This window comes from Micromonospora phaseoli, from assembly GCF_900109115.1.
In the GTDB taxonomy this organism is placed as follows: Bacteria; Actinomycetota; Actinomycetes; order Mycobacteriales; family Micromonosporaceae; genus Micromonospora; species Micromonospora phaseoli.
On the sequence record NZ_FNYV01000014.1, the window covers coordinates 14,737 to 33,922 of the forward strand.

The 19,186-nt window shown below is 71.8% G+C and carries 20 protein-coding genes; 7 read left to right on the forward strand and 13 right to left on the reverse strand.

The window, feature by feature from the left end; all coding sequences use genetic code 11:
- Position 1 precedes the first annotated feature (1 nt).
- From BMY89_RS26170 to BMY89_RS26185, 5 genes are all read right to left on the reverse strand, one after another.
- Positions 2 to 325 (reverse strand): DUF1416 domain-containing protein, encoded by a 324-nt coding sequence (locus BMY89_RS26170; protein WP_092382743.1) that lies wholly within the window; start codon positions 323 to 325, stop codon positions 2 to 4.
- A 1-nt stretch (position 326) separates the two neighbouring features.
- Positions 327 to 1,175 carry a sulfurtransferase gene (locus tag BMY89_RS26175; RefSeq protein WP_092382744.1) on the reverse strand — a complete coding sequence of 283 codons (849 nt, stop codon included), beginning with the start codon at positions 1,173 to 1,175 and terminating at the stop codon, positions 327 to 329.
- A gap of 210 nt (positions 1,176 to 1,385) precedes the next feature.
- Complete coding sequence (locus tag BMY89_RS31495; RefSeq protein WP_332455113.1) at positions 1,386 to 1,499, reverse strand: Ms5788A family Cys-rich leader peptide; 114 nt, start codon at positions 1,497 to 1,499, stop codon at positions 1,386 to 1,388.
- Positions 1,500 to 1,534: 35 nt separating this feature from the next.
- Complete coding sequence (locus BMY89_RS26180) at positions 1,535 to 2,320, reverse strand: LmeA family phospholipid-binding protein (RefSeq protein WP_092382745.1); 786 nt, start codon at positions 2,318 to 2,320, stop codon at positions 1,535 to 1,537.
- 134 nt (positions 2,321 to 2,454) lie between these two features.
- On the reverse strand, positions 2,455 to 3,489 hold the full coding sequence (locus tag BMY89_RS26185) for a hypothetical protein (protein ID WP_092382746.1): 1,035 nt from the start codon (positions 3,487 to 3,489) through the stop codon (positions 2,455 to 2,457).
- A 246-nt stretch (positions 3,490 to 3,735) separates the two neighbouring features.
- Here BMY89_RS26185 and BMY89_RS26190 point away from each other — a divergent pair, with 246 nt between their 5' ends.
- The 3 genes from BMY89_RS26190 (at position 3,736) to mshD (ending at position 6,405) form a co-directional block, all read left to right on the forward strand.
- A complete protein-coding gene (locus tag BMY89_RS26190; protein WP_198414133.1) occupies positions 3,736 to 4,479 on the forward strand; it encodes a winged helix-turn-helix transcriptional regulator in 744 nt (247 codons plus the stop codon).
- Positions 4,480 to 4,553: 74 nt separating this feature from the next.
- Positions 4,554 to 5,420, forward strand: a complete 867-nt coding sequence (locus tag BMY89_RS26195) for a polysaccharide deacetylase family protein (RefSeq protein WP_092382747.1) — start codon at positions 4,554 to 4,556, stop codon at positions 5,418 to 5,420.
- A gap of 58 nt (positions 5,421 to 5,478) precedes the next feature.
- Positions 5,479 to 6,405, forward strand: a complete 927-nt coding sequence (gene mshD / locus BMY89_RS26200; RefSeq protein ID WP_092382748.1) for a mycothiol synthase — start codon at positions 5,479 to 5,481, stop codon at positions 6,403 to 6,405.
- 24 nt (positions 6,406 to 6,429) lie between these two features.
- Here the strand turns inward: mshD and BMY89_RS26205 are convergent, their stop codons facing one another.
- Positions 6,430 to 7,260, reverse strand: coding sequence for an NUDIX hydrolase (locus tag BMY89_RS26205; RefSeq protein WP_092382749.1), 831 nt, complete (start codon positions 7,258 to 7,260; stop codon positions 6,430 to 6,432).
- 70 nt (positions 7,261 to 7,330) lie between these two features.
- Between BMY89_RS26205 and BMY89_RS26210 the strand changes: the two genes are divergently transcribed.
- Positions 7,331 to 8,299, forward strand: coding sequence for a Gfo/Idh/MocA family protein (locus BMY89_RS26210; RefSeq protein ID WP_092382750.1), 969 nt, complete (start codon positions 7,331 to 7,333; stop codon positions 8,297 to 8,299).
- A gap of 143 nt (positions 8,300 to 8,442) precedes the next feature.
- On the opposite strand, the gene BMY89_RS26215 is transcribed toward BMY89_RS26210, so the two are convergent.
- The 4 genes from BMY89_RS26215 to BMY89_RS26230 form a co-directional block, all read right to left on the reverse strand.
- On the reverse strand, positions 8,443 to 9,447 hold the full coding sequence (locus BMY89_RS26215; RefSeq protein ID WP_092382751.1) for an inorganic phosphate transporter: 1,005 nt from the start codon (positions 9,445 to 9,447) through the stop codon (positions 8,443 to 8,445).
- Positions 9,448 to 9,451: 4 nt separating this feature from the next.
- Positions 9,452 to 10,078: a DUF47 domain-containing protein gene (locus BMY89_RS26220; RefSeq protein WP_092382752.1), complete on the reverse strand. Its 627-nt coding sequence runs from the start codon at positions 10,076 to 10,078 to the stop codon at positions 9,452 to 9,454.
- A 130-nt stretch (positions 10,079 to 10,208) separates the two neighbouring features.
- Positions 10,209 to 11,141: a PPK2 family polyphosphate kinase gene (locus BMY89_RS26225; protein WP_092382753.1), complete on the reverse strand. Its 933-nt coding sequence runs from the start codon at positions 11,139 to 11,141 to the stop codon at positions 10,209 to 10,211.
- Positions 11,142 to 11,220: 79 nt separating this feature from the next.
- Positions 11,221 to 11,727, reverse strand: a complete 507-nt coding sequence (locus BMY89_RS26230; protein WP_092382754.1) for a DUF402 domain-containing protein — start codon at positions 11,725 to 11,727, stop codon at positions 11,221 to 11,223.
- A 282-nt stretch (positions 11,728 to 12,009) separates the two neighbouring features.
- Here BMY89_RS26230 and BMY89_RS26235 point away from each other — a divergent pair, with 282 nt between their 5' ends.
- Positions 12,010 to 14,073, forward strand: a complete 2,064-nt coding sequence (locus tag BMY89_RS26235; RefSeq protein WP_408631997.1) for an ATP-dependent DNA helicase — start codon at positions 12,010 to 12,012, stop codon at positions 14,071 to 14,073.
- A 62-nt stretch (positions 14,074 to 14,135) separates the two neighbouring features.
- On the opposite strand, the gene BMY89_RS26240 is transcribed toward BMY89_RS26235, so the two are convergent.
- A complete protein-coding gene (locus BMY89_RS26240; RefSeq protein ID WP_092382853.1) occupies positions 14,136 to 15,434 on the reverse strand; it encodes an AI-2E family transporter in 1,299 nt (432 codons plus the stop codon).
- 162 nt (positions 15,435 to 15,596) lie between these two features.
- Between BMY89_RS26240 and BMY89_RS26245 the strand changes: the two genes are divergently transcribed.
- Both BMY89_RS26245 and BMY89_RS30590 read left to right on the forward strand, forming a co-directional pair.
- On the forward strand, positions 15,597 to 15,935 hold the full coding sequence (locus tag BMY89_RS26245; protein ID WP_092382756.1) for a GroES family chaperonin: 339 nt from the start codon (positions 15,597 to 15,599) through the stop codon (positions 15,933 to 15,935).
- 132 nt (positions 15,936 to 16,067) lie between these two features.
- A complete protein-coding gene (locus tag BMY89_RS30590; RefSeq protein ID WP_170147628.1) occupies positions 16,068 to 16,235 on the forward strand; it encodes a hypothetical protein in 168 nt (55 codons plus the stop codon).
- Positions 16,236 to 16,312: 77 nt separating this feature from the next.
- Here the strand turns inward: BMY89_RS30590 and BMY89_RS26250 are convergent, their stop codons facing one another.
- Both BMY89_RS26250 and BMY89_RS26255 read right to left on the reverse strand, forming a co-directional pair.
- Complete coding sequence (locus BMY89_RS26250) at positions 16,313 to 17,842, reverse strand: PrsW family intramembrane metalloprotease (RefSeq protein ID WP_092382757.1); 1,530 nt, start codon at positions 17,840 to 17,842, stop codon at positions 16,313 to 16,315.
- A gap of 14 nt (positions 17,843 to 17,856) precedes the next feature.
- On the reverse strand, positions 17,857 to 19,071 hold the full coding sequence (locus BMY89_RS26255; protein ID WP_232521557.1) for an FUSC family protein: 1,215 nt from the start codon (positions 19,069 to 19,071) through the stop codon (positions 17,857 to 17,859).
- Positions 19,072 to 19,186 lie beyond the last annotated feature (115 nt).

Below are 19,186 nucleotides of genomic sequence, written 5' to 3' on the forward strand. Positions count from 1 at the left end.
GTCAGTCGGTGACCGTGACGGTCGCCTCGGTGATGCCCCGGCCGGCGGTCACCGTGGTGTCCCCGTTGCCGTAGCGCGAGAGCGCCCGCAGCGTCCAGGTGCCCGGCGCGGCGAAGAACCGGAACTGGCCGGCCGGTGAGGTGACCACCTCGGCGGTGAACTCACCGGTCGAGTCGAGCAGCCGGACGTACGCGCCCGGCACCGCCTCGCCCTCCGTGGAGCGGACGACGCCGGTGATGACGGTCTCCTTCTCCAGGTCGAGACTGGCGGGCAGCGGGGCGGACTGGTCGGGGGCCGCGCAACCGGCGGCGGTGGGTGCCGTCATCTCAGGCCTCCCCCGGCTCATCGCCGAGCACCACCGGCACGCCGATCAGCGAGCCGTACTCGGTCCAGGATCCGTCGTAGTTCTTCACGTTGTCGTGGCCGAGCAGTTCCTGCAGCACGAACCAGGTGTGCGAGGAGCGCTCGCCGATCCGGCAGTAGGCGATGGTCTCCTTGCCGTCGTTCAGGCCGGCCTCGGCGTAGAGCTTGCGCAGCTCGTCGTCGGACTTGAAGGTGCCGTCCTCGTTGGCCGCCTTCGACCACGGGACGCTGATCGCGGTCGGGATGTGGCCGGCCCGCTGCGCCTGCTCCTGCGGCAGGTGGGCGGGGGCGAGCAGGCGACCGGCGTACTCGTCGGGGCTGCGCACGTCGACCAGGTTCTTGGTGCCGATCGCGGCGACCACCTCGTCGCGGAAGGCGCGGATCGAGGTGTCCTGCGGCTGGGCGACGTACTGGGTGGCGGGGCGGGACACCGCGTCGCGGACCAGCGGCCGGGCGTCCAGCTCCCACTTCTTGCGACCGCCGTCGAGCAGCTTGACGTCGCGGTGGCCGTAGAGCTTGAAGTACCAGTACGCGTACGCGGCGAACCAGTTGTTGTTGCCGCCGTAGAGGACGACGATGTCGTCGTTGCTGACGCCCCGCTCGGAGAGCAGCGCCTCGAACTGCTCCTTGTTGACGAAGTCCCGGCGGACCGGGTCCTGCAGGTCGGTCTTCCAGTCCAGCTTGATCGCGCCGGCGATGTGCCCGGTGTCGTAGGCCGAGGTGTCCTCGTCGACCTCGACGAAGACGACGCCCGGGGCGTCGAGGTTCTTCTCGGCCCAGTCGGCCGAGACGAGTGCGGTGTCGCGACTCATCAGATCACTCCCTGGTGAGGATGGTTGGTGAGCCTGCGCGGAGGTGGTTGTGTGGATGTGTCGCACCACGCGCGGGACCCATAGCTAGGAACGGATCACGGGTTTGTGCGACGGCGCCGCTGCCGGGCGATTTTGGTGGGGTGCACTGGGATGGAGGTACGCGAACCCCGAGTGCCGATGGCCGCTAGGCGGCCCGAGACAGCCCCGCCGTCAGATGACGGGGCGACACAGGCAGGTGGCCACGCGACACAGGTCGATCGCGCGCCGTTTGGTGAGGAGCGTCCCCATGAGCAGCGAGCCTACCAGCGATCCCAGCTTTCCCATCGGGCCGACCAGCATCCGGGACGCCGGCCCGGCGGTCAGCCCGCCGAGTTGATCGGTACGTCCCGTGCGTCGGCGGTCACTGTCAGCCCCTGCGGCTGCGGCCGGACCTCGCGCACGGTGAGCTGGAACGGCAACTCCGGCAGGGGTACGTCGACCGAGATGCTGCGGGCGAAATTGTTCACCAGGGTGCGGGCCAACGGCAGATTGGGCAGACCCTCGGCGTCCAGGTCGTCGAACTGCAACGCGACCTGCCCCTGCTCGCCGACGACGATGTCGGCGGTGCCGGTGACCGTCAACCGCTGGCCGAGGATGTCCACCGGGGCGGTGACGGCGAGCTGTCCGTCCCGCTCGCCGAGGGTCAGGCCCTCCCGGTCGAGCAGAGCGGTCAGGCTCTGGTAGCTGATGGTGCCGGTGCCGTTGACCGTCTCGGCCACGACGTCACCCTGGCCGGTGCGCAGGGTGTCCAGCGAGGCCCGCACGTTGCGGGCGTCCACGTCCAGGCTGGGCAGCGCGACCACGCCGCCCTGCACCGAACCCTGCACGTCCCGCAACCGGATCGAGATGCGCTCGTACCGGCCGTCTAGCACCTGGGTGAGAAACGGGAAGCCGCCCACCTCGACCTCGGGCGGCGAGGACTGCGCACCCTGCTGGGCCACCTGCTGACGAACCTCGTCGGCGATGGTCCGCTCGGCCACGTTGGCCGCCACCCGGTCGGCGATGGCGATCAGCCCGGCGAGGACGATGAGCAGGACGACGAACCCGATCAGCACCTTGCGTCCGCGTCGCCGCGGTCGCCGTCCGTACGTCTGCTCGTGCTCCACGCCGTCTCCTGTCTCGTCGTACCCGGGACGCCGCCCGGCGGCGAACTGTCTCGTCGTACCCGGACGCCGCCCAGCGGCGAACGGGTGGTACCCGCAGTCCCGATTTCTCAATCGCGCGCTGCCGGAGCAGCCGGTCAGAGCACCAGCCGGCACATCAGGTACGCGGCCGGCGCCGCCATCGCGAAGCCACCGAGCGGCCCCTGGACATGCCGCGCCGCCCAGACCGAAGGCTGCTCGCCCGCCATCATCCGGCCGGCCTCGGCGTAGCTGACGGCGAGATCGGCCAGCACGGCGACGACCGCCGCGGCCAGGCCCATCATCGCGGCCCGGGTGGGGGTGAACGGGGTGACCAGGTAACCGCCGAGGAGTGCGCTGACCAGCGTGCCGGCCATCGCGCCGACGACGACCCCGACCGCCCCTCGGGGCACCTGGGGCGCCAGTCGCGGCCAGGCGGCGATGGCGTCGGCCACCCGGGCGATGGTGAGGGCGACCCCGGCCGCGGTGAGACAGACGGCGATCGCCTGGGTCCCGGCGGGAATCCGATTCAGCACGATGAGCGTGGCGAGGGCCACCACCCCGAGCACGATGGTGGCGGTCGTCCGTAGCGAGTCGGTCACCCGCACCCGGTCCACCCGCCGGATCAGCTGGCCGAGCACCGCGGCGAGTACCCCGCCGATCGCCACGTAGAGCAGCGGTCCCAGGCGGGCGTCGACCGAACGGATCGCCACCGTGTCGGCCGCCAGCGCGGTCACCGCGCCGACACCGATCACCACCGCCAGGGCCGGCGGCCGGGTGGCCATCGTCCAGGCGAGCACGAACAACAGCTGCACGGTGAGCACCACGATGGTGAAGGGCACCCGATGTCCAGGTGCGGAGGCCTGTGCGCCGAGGACCAGACCGAGCCCGAGCAGCGCGGCGAAGCCGCCGATGGCGAGTGAGAGCTGCCGGCGTACCTCGACCGGCTCCGTCTGCGCCTCGTCGTCGGTGTCGGCGTCGAACCCGTCGTCGGCGCGGCGGGCCGCGCCGCCACGGCGCAGCCGTCGCGGTCCACCGGAGCGCCGCTCGTCGGTCTCCGTGGCCGGGCCGGTACGCGGCGCGGGGCCGCCCGCGGTGGGCGGGGCATCGGTCCACGGGTCGCGGCCGGTCTCGGGCGAGCTGGAGGCAAACACCTACCGATCGTGCCAGACCAATCGCAAATCGCGGGTGCCACGGTTTCCACGACGTTAAAACCTGAGCCGCGATCAGGGGCAGATAGGGCAAACAGGAAACCGCGTCGAGGCGCTAGGCGGGCAATCGGTTACGCTCAACCGCGAAACCCGCCCGTCAGCGACGCCGGGACCCACGGAAGTTCCCAGCGCTACACCCGCCAGGGTGCCGCTGGTCGCGCGCGGCCACAACGGGCCGCCGGGACGGAGGTGATCGTGGAGATCCTGCTGTTGGTGACTGCACGGGCAGGCGAACCATCCGCGGTGCTGCCGGCACTGGACCTGCTGCCGCACTCGGTCCGCACCGCACCACGTGACGTCCGCACGCTGGTCGCCGGACCGAGTCCGGACGCTGTGCTGGTCGACGCGCGCTCCGAGCTGAGCGAGGCCCGCGCCACCTGCCGGATGCTGCACGCGACCGGGCTCGGCGTACCACTCGTGGCGGTGGTCACCGAGGCCGGTCTGATCGCGCTCAACGCCGACTGGGGCGTCGACGACGTCATCCTCGCCTCCGCCGGCCCGGCCGAGGTGGAGGCCCGACTTCGGCTCGCGGTCGGCCGGCTGAGCAACGCTACTGCCGGCGCCGGCGGCTCGATCCGGGCCGGCGAGCTGATGATCGACCCGGACACCTACGCCGCGAAGCTCAAGGGCCGCCCGCTCGATCTCACCTACAAGGAGTTCGAGCTGCTGAAGTTTCTCGCCCAGCACCCGGGGCGGGTGTTCACCCGCGACCAGCTGCTGCGCGAGGTGTGGGGCTACGACTACTTCGGTGGCACCCGGACGGTGGACGTGCACGTGCGTCGCCTGCGGGCCAAGCTCGGCTCGGAGTACGAGTCGATGATCGGCACGGTTCGCCAGGTGGGTTACAAGTTCGTCGTACCCCCGTCGCGGACGCTGGCCGAGGCCACCGAGCACGCCCCGATGCCGGTGCGGGCACTTTCCGTCGAGGTCTAATTTCCCATATGCCCCTTTTGGGCAACTCGTCCGTCTTATGGTGACTGCCGAGTTGGCCAGCAGAAGGGGCAGCGGTGGGCGACAACCAGGCCGGGGCGGGACGCGCACTCGGGATCATCACGCTCGTGGTTTCGGCGGTACTCGGCTCGACGTACCTGCTCGGGCGGAGTCTGGTGCCCGACGGGCAGCGCACCGACTCCACGGTCACCGCGACCGGTGCCGACCATCCCGAGTACGCCGACCAGTCCGCGCCCGCCGACACCGATGTGGCGCAGGAACCCGGTGCCGAGACGCCCGCGCCACAAACCTCCGACGGACCGTCGGAGGACCCGAACATCGGCCCGATGGGCACCCGGGTGAGTACCGGCACCGCCGGGGTCGCGCTCACCTTCGACGACGGCCCCAACCCGGACTACACCCCGCAGGTTCTCGCGATCCTGCGGGAGTACCAGGTCACCGCCACGTTCTGCGTGGTCGGCAAGAACGCTCAGGCGTACCCGTGGCTGGTCCAGCAGATCGTGGCCGAGGGACACACACTCTGCAACCACAGCTGGGATCACGACGTCACCCTGGGCGCCCGGTCGACCGAATGGATCCGGGCCGACCTGCTACGGACCAGCGAGGCGATCCGCGCCGCGGCACCCGACGCGCCGATCGCCTGGTACCGGCAGCCCGGCGGCGCCTGGACCTACTCGGTCATCTCCGTCTCCCGCGACCTCGGCATGGCACCCCTGCACTGGAACCTGGACCCGTCCGACTGGCGTACGCCCGGCGCGAACCGGATCGCCTCGTCGGTGGTCAGCGGCGCACAGCCCGGGTCGATCGTCCTGTTGCACGACGCGGGCGGCGACCGGCAGGGCACGGTGAACGCCCTGTACCGCATCCTGGAGGAGCTGACCAGCAGGTTCGACCTCCAGGCGCTGCCGAGCCGGGGGCTGTGACGGGGCGCGGTGGCCGACTGCCCTCCGGCGTCCTGTCCGTCCCGGTTACGGTGGTGCGATGAGCAGCACCGAGGCGACCAGCGACCAGGTCAGCCGGGCCGACCGGCTCGGACCGGCAGAGATCGCCGAGGTGTTGGTGCTCGCCCGGACGGCGGGCGACGCCGACGGCGCTGACCCGTTCGACGAACACGTCCTGCTCCGACTGCGCGACGAGCACGCCCCGGCGACCCACCTGATCGCCCGCGGCGACGACGGCACCCTCACCGGCTACGCCCACCTCGACACGTCCGACCCGGGCACCGGCGTCGGGGTGGAACTGGTGGTGCATCCGGCGTACCGGCGCCGGGGCACCGGCCGGGCGCTGGCCCGCGGGGTGCTGGCGACCGCGACCGGTCCGCTGCGGGCCTGGGCGCACGGCGACCACCCATCGGCCGCCGCGCTCGCGGTGGATCTCGGCTTCGCCCGCGCGCGGGTCCTCTGGCAACTGCGCCGACCGCTCACCGCGCCGCTGGGCGAAGCGGGGCTGCCCGACGGGGTGACACTGCGGGCGTTCCGCCTCGGCACCGACGACGAGGCGTGGCTGACACTGAACGCGCGGGCCTTCGCCGACCACCCGGAACAAGGCCGGTGGACCGTCGATGACCTGCGCGTACGCCTCGGCGAACCGTGGTTCGACCCAGCCGGTTTCCTGCTCGCCGTCGACTCGGCGACCGGCCGGCTACTCGGCTACCACTGGACCAAGGTGCACGAACGACCCGGCTCGGCCCGGATCGGCGAGGTGTACGTGCTCGGGGTGGAGCCGTCCGCGCACGGCGGCGGGCTCGGCCGTGCGCTGACCACGGCGGGGCTGGCCTACCTACGCGACCGGCGCGGGCTGGACCGGGTGATGCTCTACGTGGACGAGTCGAACGCCGCGGCGCTGGCGCTCTACGAGCGGATCGGCTTCGCCCGCTGGTCCGCCCACGTCAACTATCAGCTCGGCTGAGCCGCCGCCGGGACCACCGCCAGATCAACGCAGGTAGAACCGGGGCTCGGCGTCATCGGACAGATCGAGGTGCGGGGTGATCGGAAAGGCCGCGTCGCGGGTGGCCGCCGTCCGCGCCACCTCCGCCAGGTCGACGCAGGCGGCCACCTCGCCGAGGGTGACCAGGGTCGGTGGCAGCATGGTCAGTTCACCGGCGGCGGCGCGCCGGCCCGCCTCGGCGGGCCGGACCCAGAGGGTGTGGTCGGCCTCGCCGGAGACGTCCCGGGTCCGCTGCCCCTCGGGCAGCAGAGCCACGAAGAAGTACGTGTCGAACCGGCGTGGCTCGAACTCCGGGGTCACCCACCGGCTCCACGGCAGCAGCAGGTCCGAGCGGAGGGTGAGCTTCCGCCGGGCCAGCAGGTCAGCGAAGCCGGTGCGTCGCTGCTCCAGGCCGATCCGGGCGGCCTCCCATCCGTCGTCGCTGACGTCGCCGACGACCTGGCCCGGATCCGGCCCGGCGAGCAGCACCCCGGCCTCCTCGAAGACCTCACGAGCCGCCGCACAGACGACGGCCTGCGCCGCCGCAGGGGCCAGTCCGAGGCGTACGCCCCAGTCGGCCGGCGTCGGCCCCGCCCAGTCCAGGTGGGCCGTGGAATCCGAGGGGTCCACCCCACCGCCCGGGAAGGCGTACATGCCGCCGAACGCCATCGCCGCGACCCGGCGGATCAGGTAGACCTCGAAACCCTCGCCGGCCGGTCGCAGCAGCAGCACCGTGGCCGCCACCCGGGGTACCGCCGGTGCCTCGCCGGAGGTCCGGAACCGTCGGGCGTGCTCGACCAACGTGGGCGGTGCCGGGTAGCCACGGTCGATCGTCATACGCCCGAGCCTAGTCCCGACCCGTGGATCCCCAGTACAGCCCGGTGGTGATCTTCGGTAGCGTCGCGCCATGACTCGTTGGGGCATCCTGGCCACCGGCCACATCGCCGCCCGCTTCGCCGAGGACCTCCGGCTGGTGCCGGGGGCCGAGTTGGTGGCGGTCGGCTCACGGACCGCCGAGAGCGCCGAGCGCTTCGCGCAGCGGCACGGCATACCCCGGGCGTACGCCTCGTGGACCGGCCTGGCCACGGACGCCGACGTGGACGTGATCTACGTCGCCACCCCGCACGCCGCCCACCACGAGGCGGCGCTGACCTGCCTGACCGCCGGTCGGCCGGTGCTGCTGGAGAAGCCGTTCACCCTCGACCTGGCCACCAGCACCGAGGTCATCGACGCCGCCCGTGCCGCCGGGGTCTTCCTCATGGAGGCGATGTGGATGCGGTGCAACCCACTCGTCCTGCGGGTCTGCGAGTTGATCGCCGACGGTGCGATCGGCGAGCTGACCAGCGTCCAGGCCAGCTTCGGCGTCGCCGGGCCGTTCCCACCCGAGCACCGGATGCGGGCCCGGGCGCTCGGCGGTGGCGCCCTGCTGGACCTGGGCGTCTACCCGGTGAGCCTGGCCCACCTGCTGCTCGGCGCGCCACAACACCTACGGGCGTGGGCGAAGCTGGGCCCGGAGGGGACGGACGAGAACACCGGCCTGATCTTCGGGTACGACTCGGGGGCAGTCGCCACGCTGAGTTGCGGCATGGTCGGGCAGACCGGTCTGACCGCGTCGATCACCGGCACCACCGGGCGGATCGACCTGCCCGAGCCGTTCTTCCGGCCCGGCGGGTTCACTCTGCACCGGGCCGGCGCGGAGCCGGAGATGATCACGGAGGAGCTGGTCGGTTCCGGCTACCAGTACGAGGCCATCGAGGTGCAGCGCTGCCTCGCGGAAGGGCTGACCGAGAGCCCCCTGGTGCCGCACGCCGCCACCCTGGAGATCATGGCCTTGCTGGACGAGATCCGCGCGCAGATCGGCGTCTCCTACAGCTGACCACCGCCGCCCGACCGCCCGGCACCCGCCGCCCGACCGCCCGGCACCCGCCGCCCGGCACCCGGCACCCGGCACCCGGCGGTAAGCGTTAATAGGGGCCCCTGTACAACGCCAGGCGTTAACAGGGGGCCCCTCCTTACACCTCAGCTGAAGATGGGGCGGACCAGGAAGTACATCAGGGCACCGATCGAGCCGGCAGCCGGGAAGGTCAGGATCCAGGCGCCGATGATGTTGCCGGCCACCCCCCAGCGCACGGCCGAGAGGCGCTTGGTGGCGCCGACACCCATGATCGCCGAGGTGATCGTGTGGGTGGTCGAGATCGGGGCGCCGAGAACCAGCGCGTTGAAGTAGAGGACGCCGCTGGCCACGGTCTCGGCCGCGAAGCCCTCCGGCGGGCGCAGGTCGATGATCTTCCGGCCGAGGGTCCGGATGATCCGCCAGCCACCGGCGTACGTACCGGCGGCCAGCACGGCCGCCGAGGTCCAGAACGCCCACTCCGGAATGTAGGTCGCGTCGTCCTGATATCCGCCGACGAAGAGGGCGAGGACCACGATGCCGATGGTCTTGGCCGCGTCCTGCATGCCGTGACCGACCGACATGGCCGCCGCCGAGACGGTCTGGGCCCAGCGGAAGCCCCGGTTCAACTTGCCCGGGTGTCCCTTCCGAAAGATCCACTGAACGGCGATCATCACGATGTAGCCGAGGACGAAGCCGACCATCGGCGAGAGGATCATCGGGATGATCACGTTCTCGCCGATGCCCGACCAGAGCACCGTCCCGGAGGCCGCGACGGTCGAGCCGACCAGGCCACCGATCAGGGCGTGCGAGGAGGACGAGGGCAGCCCGAAGTACCAGGTGATGATGTTCCAGGTGATCGCGCCGATCACACCGGCGAAGACGATGCCGAGGCTGGACACGCCGGTGGGCAGGGCCACCAGCCCGCTGCCGACGGTCTTGGCCACCTCGGCGCCGAAGTGGGCGCCGATGAAGTTGCCGACCGCCGCCATGGCCAGGGCTACCCGGGGTGTCAGCGCCCGGGTGGAGATGCTTGTCGCGATCGCGTTGGCGGCATCGTGGAAGCCGTTGGTGTAGTCGAACACCAGGGCCACCCCGATCACCGCCAGCACCGCGATGAGCTCGGGACTCACAGGATCAGGACTCCTTGACCGCGATGGTCTCGACGGTGTTGGCCACGTGCTCGAAGGCGTCGCAGGCGGCCTCCAACTCGTCGGCCACCTCCTTCATCTTCAGCACGGTCAACGCGTCGTACTCGCCGGAGAAGAGCCGGACCAGCAGCATCCGGTACGCCTGGTCACCGTCGTTCTCCAGCCGGTTGATCTCGATCCAGTAGTCCTCGAGGTCCTTCATCGACTTCAGCCGGGGCATCGCGTCGGCGGTCAGCTTCGCCTGCTGATCGAGGACGTGCACCAGCTCGTGCATCTCCCGGGGCAACGACGGCAGCTTGGTCAGCCCGTAGAGGTAGAGCAGGTTGCCCACCGCCTCCAGGTGGTCCATCACGTCGTCGAGCAGTGAACCGAGGCGGTAGATGTCCTCACGGTCGAACGGGGTGATGAAGGTAGAGTTGATCTTCTTGAACAGGTCGTGGGTGATCTGGTCGCTGTCGTGCTCCACCTCGGTGAGCCGCTCGCTGACCGACTGCACCTCGACGTCGGGCAGAGCCAGCTCGTTGAGCAGCTCCGTACCCCGGACCAAGTTCTGCGCGGCCCTGGTGAAGAGCTCGTAGAAAGCGCCCTCGTTGGGGCGAAATGAAAACCTCACAGCTCGGACCTCGTCGTGTCGGTGGAAGGGGTGGCAGCGCCGCTCCGGCGTCCTGCTGAGGGAATGCTAGGGAATCGTCAGATCGGCTGTCCGGCGGCCCACCCCTGGCCAAGTGCCATTCACCGCTCGTTCAACTTCTGTTCACCTTCAGCGGCCCCGCAGTCCCCAACAGCCGCTCTCGTTCCCGCCCGATGTCGAAGTCCGCTGGCGGATACCCCAGATCGAGAGTGTCGAACGTCTCACGCAGCAGGTGCGCCACCGCCCAGTCCCGGTACCACTTCCGGTCCGCCGGCACCACGTGCCACGGCGCGACGTCCGTGCCGCATCGGCCGAGCAGATCGGCGTACGCGGCCTGGTAGTCGTCCCAGCGGGCCCGGGCGTCGACGTCGGAGGGGTGGTACTTCCAGTGCCGGGTCGGGTCGTCGAGGCGGGCCAGCAGCCGCCGAGCCTGCTCGACCTTGGAGATGTGCAGGAAGACCTTGACCACGACCACCCCGGCGGCGGTCAACTCCCGCTCGAAGTCGTCGATCTCGGCGTACCTCGGTCGCCAGACGTGCTCCGGCGCCCGCTCCTGGACCCGGGGCACCAGCACGTCCTCGTAGTGCGAGCGGTTGAAGACACCCAGCTGACCCGGCGGGGGTAGGGCGCGGCGGATCCGCCAGAGGAAGTGGTGCCGCAGCTCCTCGGCGGTCGGCGGGCCGAACGCCCGGATGTGCACGCCCAGCGGGTTCATCGCGCCGACCACCCGCTTGATCGTGCCGTCCTTGCCGCCGCAGTCCATCGCCTGGAGCACCAGCAGCACCCGCCGCCCAGCGTCCGGGTCGACCTTCGCGCCGGCGAAGAGCATCTCCTGCTGGCGGGCCAGATCCCGGCCCACCAGCTCGACCTGCCGACGGGCCCAGCCCTTGCGCTCCGCCCCGGTCAGCTGCTCGTCGGGGAGCCCGGGCGTCGAGCGGGGATCGATCGCCCCGAGGTCCACTGATGCACCGGGCGCGGCCCGGAGCAGGTCACGTACCGCGCCACCGATGGGCGCCACCACGTCGAGTCCACCGTCATCCACCATCGGAGCATCATCACCCGCGGACCGCCGGCCCGCGCGACAGTGGCGGCGCCGGCCAGCCGCCGGGCCGCGCGAAAGTGGCTCAGACCACCAGGGCCAGCCACTTGCGGTACGACGTGGCGAACGGCTCGGTGCCGTCGCCGAGCGCGCCGAACAGCCACTCGGCCGCAGCCTCGGCCGCCGCCACCAGCTCGTCGGGATAGCCGAAGCGGGTCCGGTGCTCGGCGAACTCGTCCTCGTCGCGCAGCTCCACCAGGCCGGTCTCGCGGCGACGGACCACGTCCAGGTCAAGGTCGATCAGGTGCACGGTGTCGTCACCCTCCCACCGCGCCGGGCTGGCGATGTCGCAGTAGACCTCACTGGTGCGCGGGGGCGGGTTGAACATGCCGGTCCACCAGGCGTGGTGCGGCACCAACAGCACGAAGGGAATCTGCTCCACGGAGGGTCGGCCGTGATAGACCGAGCTGGTGCCGGCCGGTACGCCGAGCCAGACGCCGAGGTCGTCCTCGGCCAGGCGGCGGGCCGGGTAGTCGCGGTGGGCGCTGCCGTCGTACTTGCGGTAGACCACACGGACCACGTCGCTCGGCATGAGTCGCACCCTAGCCGATTCCGCCCACGCCTCGCCGTCGGGAAGTTACCGGACTCCGGAGGAGGTATTCCGTTCCGTGACGTCGCAACACGGCCCTTCGGTACGGACGGCGTCAGGGTCGGCGGGTACCGTGCCACGGTGACCCCGCCCCGCACCGCCACCGGCTCCGGCGCCACCCGTGACAAGGCCCGGCGGCGGGGCGACCGGCCGGGCGGCACCGAGCTGCTGGCCGCTGCGGTCGGCGCGGTGCCCGGCGGCGCGGCCCGCCCCGGCCAGCAGCAGATGACCGCGGCGATCGAGGAGTGCGTCGCCGCCCGCGAACACCTGCTGGTGCAGGCCGGCACCGGCACCGGCAAGTCCCTGGCGTACCTCGCCCCGGCGTTGACCGTCGACGGCACGGTGGTGGTCTCCACCGCCACCCTGGCGCTGCAGTCCCAGCTGATCGAGCACGACCTGCCCCGGCTGGCCGACGCCGTCGAGCCGGTGCTCGGGCGGCGGCCGACGTTCGCGGTGCTCAAGGGACGACACCACTACCTCTGCCTGGCCCGGCTGGAGAACTCCTCGGAGGACGAGCCGGAGGACACCCTCTTCGACGCCCCGGTCCAGCGTCCCGGGGGCGGCACCCGCTGGCTCGGGGAGGCCGGCCGGCTCGGCAAGCAGATCCAACGGCTGCGGGACTGGGCCCTGGACACCGACACCGGTGATCGCGACGAGTTGGACCCAGGCGTCGACGACCAGGCCTGGCGTCTGGTCTCCATGCCCGCCCGGGAGTGCGTCGGCGCGAACCGCTGCCCGTACGGCCAGGAGTGCTTCGCGGAGGCGTCCCGGGCCCGGGCGCGGGAGGCCGACATCGTGGTCACCAACCACAGCCTGCTCGCGGTCGACATGCTCGCCGGGCGACACATCGTCCCGCCGCACCGGCTACTCGTCGTCGACGAGGCGCACGAGCTGGCCGACCGGGTCTCCTCGGCGGCCCAGGCGGAGCTGACCCCGGAGCTGATCGACCGGTCCGCCCGCCGGGCCCGCCCGCTGCTGCGGCCGGAGGCGGCCGAGGCGCTGACCGCGTCCGGCGACGCCCTCGCGGTCGGGCTGGCCGAAGCGCCGGCCGGGCGGATCACCGACGGCCTGCCGGCCCCGTTGCGGGAGGCCTGCACACTGCTGGACGCCGCGACCCGCGCCGCCCTGGACAGCATCGGGGACATCAAGGCCGATGACCCGGATCCGGTACGCAAGCAGCAGGCCAAGGCCGTTCTCGACGAGCTTTCCACCACCGCGCAGCGATTGCTGGAGGAGGCGGAGCACGACGTGGCGTGGGTGGAGCGCAACGACACCAGCGGCCGGCGGGCGCTGGTGGTGGCGCCGCTCTCCGTCGCCGGCACCCTCGCCACCCACCTCTTCGACGAGCGGACCGTGGTGGCCACGTCGGCCACGCTCGCGCTGGGCGGCCGGTTCGACACGGTGGCCCGGGCCCTCGGCCTCGATGCGCCCCCGCCCACCCCGCCTACGCCGGCCGCCGCCGCCCTCGCTGACGCGACCCGGCGCCCCACCCGGGCGGGCGACCTGGCGACCCGGGCCGCCGGGACCGACCCGACCCGTTCGACGGGCGAAGCCCCGGCCACCCGGGCGACCGGCGATCGACCGGCGGGCGATGAGGGCGGGCTCGCCGACTCCGGCCTCGGGTGGCGGTCGTTGGATGTCGGATCGCCGTTCGACTACCCGCGCCAGGGAATCCTGTACGTGGCCGCGCACCTGCCCCGCCCCGGGGTTTCCGGGCTGCCCGACGCCGCCGGGGCGGAGCTGCTCAAGCTGGTCACCGCGCTGGGCGGCCGTACGCTCGGGCTCTTCTCCTCCCGGCGTGCCGCGCAGCAGGCTGCGGAGCTGGTCCGCGACCGAACGGATCTGCCGGTGCTGCTCCAGGGTGAGGAGTCGCTGCCGCTGCTGGTCCGGCGGTTTCGCGAGGAGCGGTCGAGCTGCCTCTTCGGCGTCATGTCGCTGTGGCAGGGGGTGGACGTGCCGGGCGACTCGTGCCAGCTGGTGGTGATCGACCGGCTGCCCTTCCCTCGGCCCGACGAGCCGCTCGCCGCGGCGCGGGCGGCGGCAGTGGACGCGCAGGGCGGCTCGGGTTTCGCCGCCGTCAGCGTGCCGATCGCGGCGGTACGCCTGGCCCAGGGGGTGGGCCGGTTGATTCGGGCCACCGGTGACCGGGGGGTGGTGGCGGTGCTCGACTCCCGGCTGGAGACGGCCCGGGGCTACGGCCCGTTCCTGCGCCGCTCGCTGCCCCCGTTCTGGTACACCACCCGTCCCGAGGTGGTTCAGGGCGCCCTGACCCGGCTCGCCACGGAGTGAGCCGCCGGCCGTAACGGGCCGGCGGCTCAGCACACTCGCTCAGGTCAGGCAGGGCTACCCGGTCAGGGTGCGCGGGAGGCGACGACGACGGCGTCGGGCGGGGTGTCCGGGACGCTGCGGGCGGCGAGCCGGCGTACCGCCGTGTTGAGCACCGCGATCAGCGGGACCGCGACCAGCGCGCCGGTGATCCCGGCGAGCACCACACCGGCGGCCAGACCGATGATCACCGCGAGCGGGTGGATGGCCACCGCCCTACCCATGATCAATGGCTGGAGGATGTGTCCCTCCACCTGCTGCACCCCGATCACCACGCCGAGGATGATCAACGCGGTAACCGGCCCACTGTCGACCAGCGCGACCAGTACCGCCACGCCACCCGAGAGCGTCGCACCGACGATCGGGATGAACGCGCCCAGGAAGACCAGGGCGGCCAGCGGGAAGGCGAACGGGATGTCGAAGATGACCAGGAAGGTGCCGATGCCGACGGCGTCGATGAAGGCGACCAGTACCGTCGCCCGGACGTAGGCGACCAGGGTCGCCCAGGAGGCCCGGCCGGCGTCGTCGACCTTCCACCGGGCGGCGACCGGCAGCAGCCGGACCAGGAACCGCCAGATCAGGTTGCCGTCACGCAGGAAGAAGAAGGTGGCGAAGAGCACCAGCACCGCGCCGGTCAGCACCTCGGCGAGGGTCGCCGCCGTGGACAGGGCGCCGCTGGTGAACCGCTCGGTGTTGTTGTTGACCCACTGCTGGGTCTCTTCCAGGTACCGGTCGAGGTCGTTGTCCGACAGGTGCAGCGGCCCGGTCTTGAGCCATTCCTGGATCTGCTGCAGACCCTGGGTGGACTTCGCGGTCAGCTCCGGGACGCCCTTGATGAACTCGTTGACCACCAGGGTCAGCGTGCCGATCACCGCGGCCAGTCCGGCGACCAGCACCACCGCGGTCGCCAGCGATCGCGGCAGGCGGGCCCGCAGCAGCCAGCCGACCGCGGGGGCCAGCAGCGCCGACAACAGCAGCGCCACGGCGACCGGGATGATCACGATGCTGATGGTGCCGACCAGTTTCAGTAACGCCCAGAAGACGATGCCGATGACGATGAGCCGCCACGACCAGGCGGCCGCGATCCGCAGCGCGTGTGGCACGTCGGCGTCATCGCGGCTGGAGGTGGAGTTGTGCAGGTCGGCCGGCGGCTCGGCGCCGACCACCGTCGCGGTCGGCGGCGCCGCCGGACCGGGTGCCGCCGGCGAGGCCACCTTGGCGGGTTCGGCGACGTCTGGTGGCGTCTCGCGGCCGGCGCGGACGGAGTCGCGCCCCGCCTCGTACGCGCGACGCAGGCGCCCGCGTATCCGCTCAAATCGGCTCAAGCGCACCTCCGGAAGATCGGCCCTGCGCACGGCGTCAGGTCGGACAGGATACGCCCGACCACTGCACGGTAGGGCTTGTCCACCACATTGCCCCGCCGGCCAGCGCGCCAACCCCGGCGACCACCGGCGGCGGGTCGGGAACGACACGGTAGCGTCTGCGGCGTGACAGCCGACCCGAATCTCGACTCCGGCCTGCCCATCCGGCTGCTGCACGACCGGGTGCTGGTGCGGATGGAGGGCAGCGACGGCGAGCGACGCTCCAGCGCCGGCATCGTGATCCCTGCCACCGCCGCCGTGGGCAAGCGCCTCGCCTGGGCCACCGCGGTGGGTGTCGGCCCGAACGTACGCTCCATCGTCTTCGGCGACCGGGTGCTCTTCGACCCCGACGATCGCTCCGAGGTCGAGTTGCACGGCCGCGGCTACGTGTTGCTGCGTGAGCGTGACGTGCACGCGGTGGCCGCCGAGCGGGTCGAGGAGAACGTCACCGGGCTCTACCTCTGAGCCCGGCACCGCTGAGCCCGCACCCCTGAGCACGTCGCGCCAGGCCGAAACGCCGGCGGGCGAATTCGAACGCGTCGTTTGCCGCGCTCCCCGGCGGGAAGCCAGCCGCACCACCGGCCCTGGGGAGGGGCGATGCCGGTATTCGTGAAGAAGGTACTGACCTGGGGAAGCCTCGCGTTCCTGATCTACTTCATGGCGTTCCGCCCGGACGGCGCCGCGCAGATGTTCAAGGCGATCGGGGCGGCCCTGATGATGATGGCTCAGGGGCTCGGCGACTTCCTCACCAGCCTGATGAGCTGACCTGGGCCGCCGTCCGGCCGGTCAGGATCGGCCGGTCAGGATCGGCCGGTCAGCGGTGACCGGTCAGCGGTGACCGGTCAGCGGTGACCGGGCGGCCAGGGTGCGGCGGGACGAGGACCGGGCGGGCCGTACCCGGGCGGGCCGTAGCCAGGTGGGCCGTACCCGGGCGGGCCGTAGCCAGCGGGCAACGGCGGCGGAGCCGGCGGACCGAGCACCACCGGGATCGGGACCACCGGCTCCTCCGGCGCCTCCACCGAACGCTGCGACCCGTCCGGGAAGCGCAGGTGGTAGCGGTGCCCGTCCCAGACTCCGACCGGGGACTGCGGGTCCCGGCCCACGAAGAACGACCGGTACGCCATGATCGAATCCAACAGCTCCTGTTCCTCCCGCGCCGTCCGTTCCCGGTCGGCGGGGCGACGGTCCAGTCCCCGCGTCGCACCGTCCCGCAGCAGGGCCAGTCGGGTCGCCGCGAACTGGTAGCCGCGCATCGCACGTAGGCCGGCGTCGCCAGCCACCCGCCGGGCCCACGCTCGGGCCGCGTGCCGCCGGCCGAGGCTGCTCAGCGCCGCCACCTCCGGCGGGGTGAGCCAGCCGGCCCGCACGTAGTCCGGCAGGGTCCGCTCGGTCAGTCGCCCCTCCCAGGCCCGCAGCCATATCGCCAGACCGACCATGCCGAAGAAGATCGGCACCATCACACCGACAATGCCGACGATCGAGATCAGCACCTCGCCGGTGGCCTGGGTCAGCGTCGGCAGCAGGTTCCACGCGCCGTGCAGCATCATCGCCAGCAGCAGACCGGCGACCGGGGCGAAGAACCGGACCCGCCGGTCGGCCGACCGCGCCGCGATACCCAGCCCGATACCGGCCATCGAGGTGAACAACGGATGAGCGAAGCCGAAGAGCAGGATCCGGCCGATGAAGATGGCGATGACCTGTTGCGCCCCGGTGGCCGGGCCGTACTGCTCGACGCCCGTGGCGTACCCGTACCCACCCAGGTAGAGGATGTTCTCCACCATTGCGAAGCCGATCGCGGAGAGCCCGCAGTAGACCAGGCCGTCGGTGATGCCGGACCACTCCCGCCGCCGGAAGATCAGCAGCAGGATCGGGCCGAGAGTCTTGGTCAACTCCTCGATGAACGGCGCGACCAGCACCGCGGTGAGCCCTACGGGCAGGCCCTCGCGCTCGAACCAGTTGGCCGCCGATTCGTTGACCAGCAGCGACGCGGCGGTAGAGACGAAGGCGCCCCAGGCGAAGCAGAAAACCAGATACTTCAGCGGCTCGGGTTCGTAACGGTCGAGCCAGAGGAAGCAGGCCACCAGCACCGGGACCGGCAGGACCGCGGCGGCGGTTCCGACCAGCAGCGCCTCCGGGCCGAGGCTGGTGCCCAGCGTGAAGAGCATGAAGATCGCGCACGCGGCGATCAGCAGGATCACCCCGACCAGCACCAGCGCCCGCCGCCAACTGAGCTGGCGACGTGGCATTCCTGGTACGCCGGAACCCGCGCCTGGTGCGGCGGGCACGGACGGCGACGGCGGCAGGGATCCGCCGGGCGGGGTGTCGACCATGCGGTCAGCGTAGTCACCCGTGGCCCGTCGAGCCGGGCGCATCCGCCCCGCCCGCCTCAGCCCACCGGTGGCGCGGTGGGCGGCTTGACGGCCGGTTCCGGCCCGGCCGGTACGCCCGGCCGGTCGAGTTCACCGAAAGACTGCCGCACCAGCCGATTCGCCTCCTCCTGGCTGATCCCCGAGGCCACCAGCAGGTCACTGGCGGTGGTACGCACCTGGGCGACCACCACACTCCCGGAGAAGCCGACTCCCTCGCCGTACGCCCGGCCGGCCTCGCTGACCGCGCGCAGCGACCGCTCACGGGCCTGCTCGGGCTCCTCACCCTGGGCGAACTCCTTCTTCAGCAGCCGTACCGACTCGGCAAGGTGGCAGACCGCAGCGGGCATCGGCTCCGGGACCGGCTCGGAATCCTCGACGAGGGTGACCGCCCGGCGGATCAACGTGCCGCTGTTGCGCATCGCCCGGTCGATCGGGTCGGCCGCCTCCGCGTAGTGGGTGAGTTCATTGCGCCGGTGCCAGCGCGCCGGGGAGAGCAGCGCGGTCTCCTTGGCCCCCTCGATCGCCTCGATGAGAGTGGTCAGCTCCTGCTTGTTGTTCCGCAACCGGTCCAGCGCCTGCTGGATCTTCTCCCGGTCCCGGTCCCGCAGCCCGTCGGCGGCGTCGTCGAGCTGCTCGGCGAGCAGGTCCAACGCCGGCCGGGCGGCCCGGTTGAGCACCCGGAGCGGGTTGAGCGGCAGCAGTAGCGCGGTGACCAGCAGCGCGATGCTGCCGCCGACGAGCGCGTCGATGAACCGGGGTATCTCCAGGTCCTCGACAGACGGGCTGAGCGTCACGATCAACACCGCGGTCGCCGCGGCCTGGATGACGATGGCGACGCTGCCCCCGGCGAAGACGGTCAACACGATGGCGGCGGTGACGACGAGCGCGAGCTGCCACGGCCCGGTGCCGAGGAAATAGACCAGCACGTCGCCGACGAACACCCCGACGCCCACGCCGAGGATCAGCTCGATGGTCCGACGGAACCGTTGACCGACGGAGACGGCCAGGGTGCCGACGGCGGAGATCGGGGCGAAGACCGGTTGCGGGTTGCCCAGCAACTCGTGCGCGGCCACCCAGGCCAGCCCGGCGGCGAGACCCGCCTGCGCGGCCAGGCCGAGCGACAGCCGTACCCGGTGCAGCCGGTCGCGCAGGGTGGCCTTGCCGCGGTCATGCAGCTGCGCCACGGTCCCGGCGATCCGGGCCGTGTCCACGTCCGACCGGCCTTCGCGCATTCCGTTTCGGCGTAGCAACGGAAATCGTCGGTTCCGGGCCTCCGCCATGGCGGCGACTACCCGCCGCACGTCGGGGCATTCCTCGCCGAGCGGCACATCCTTCCGGCTACGGCCG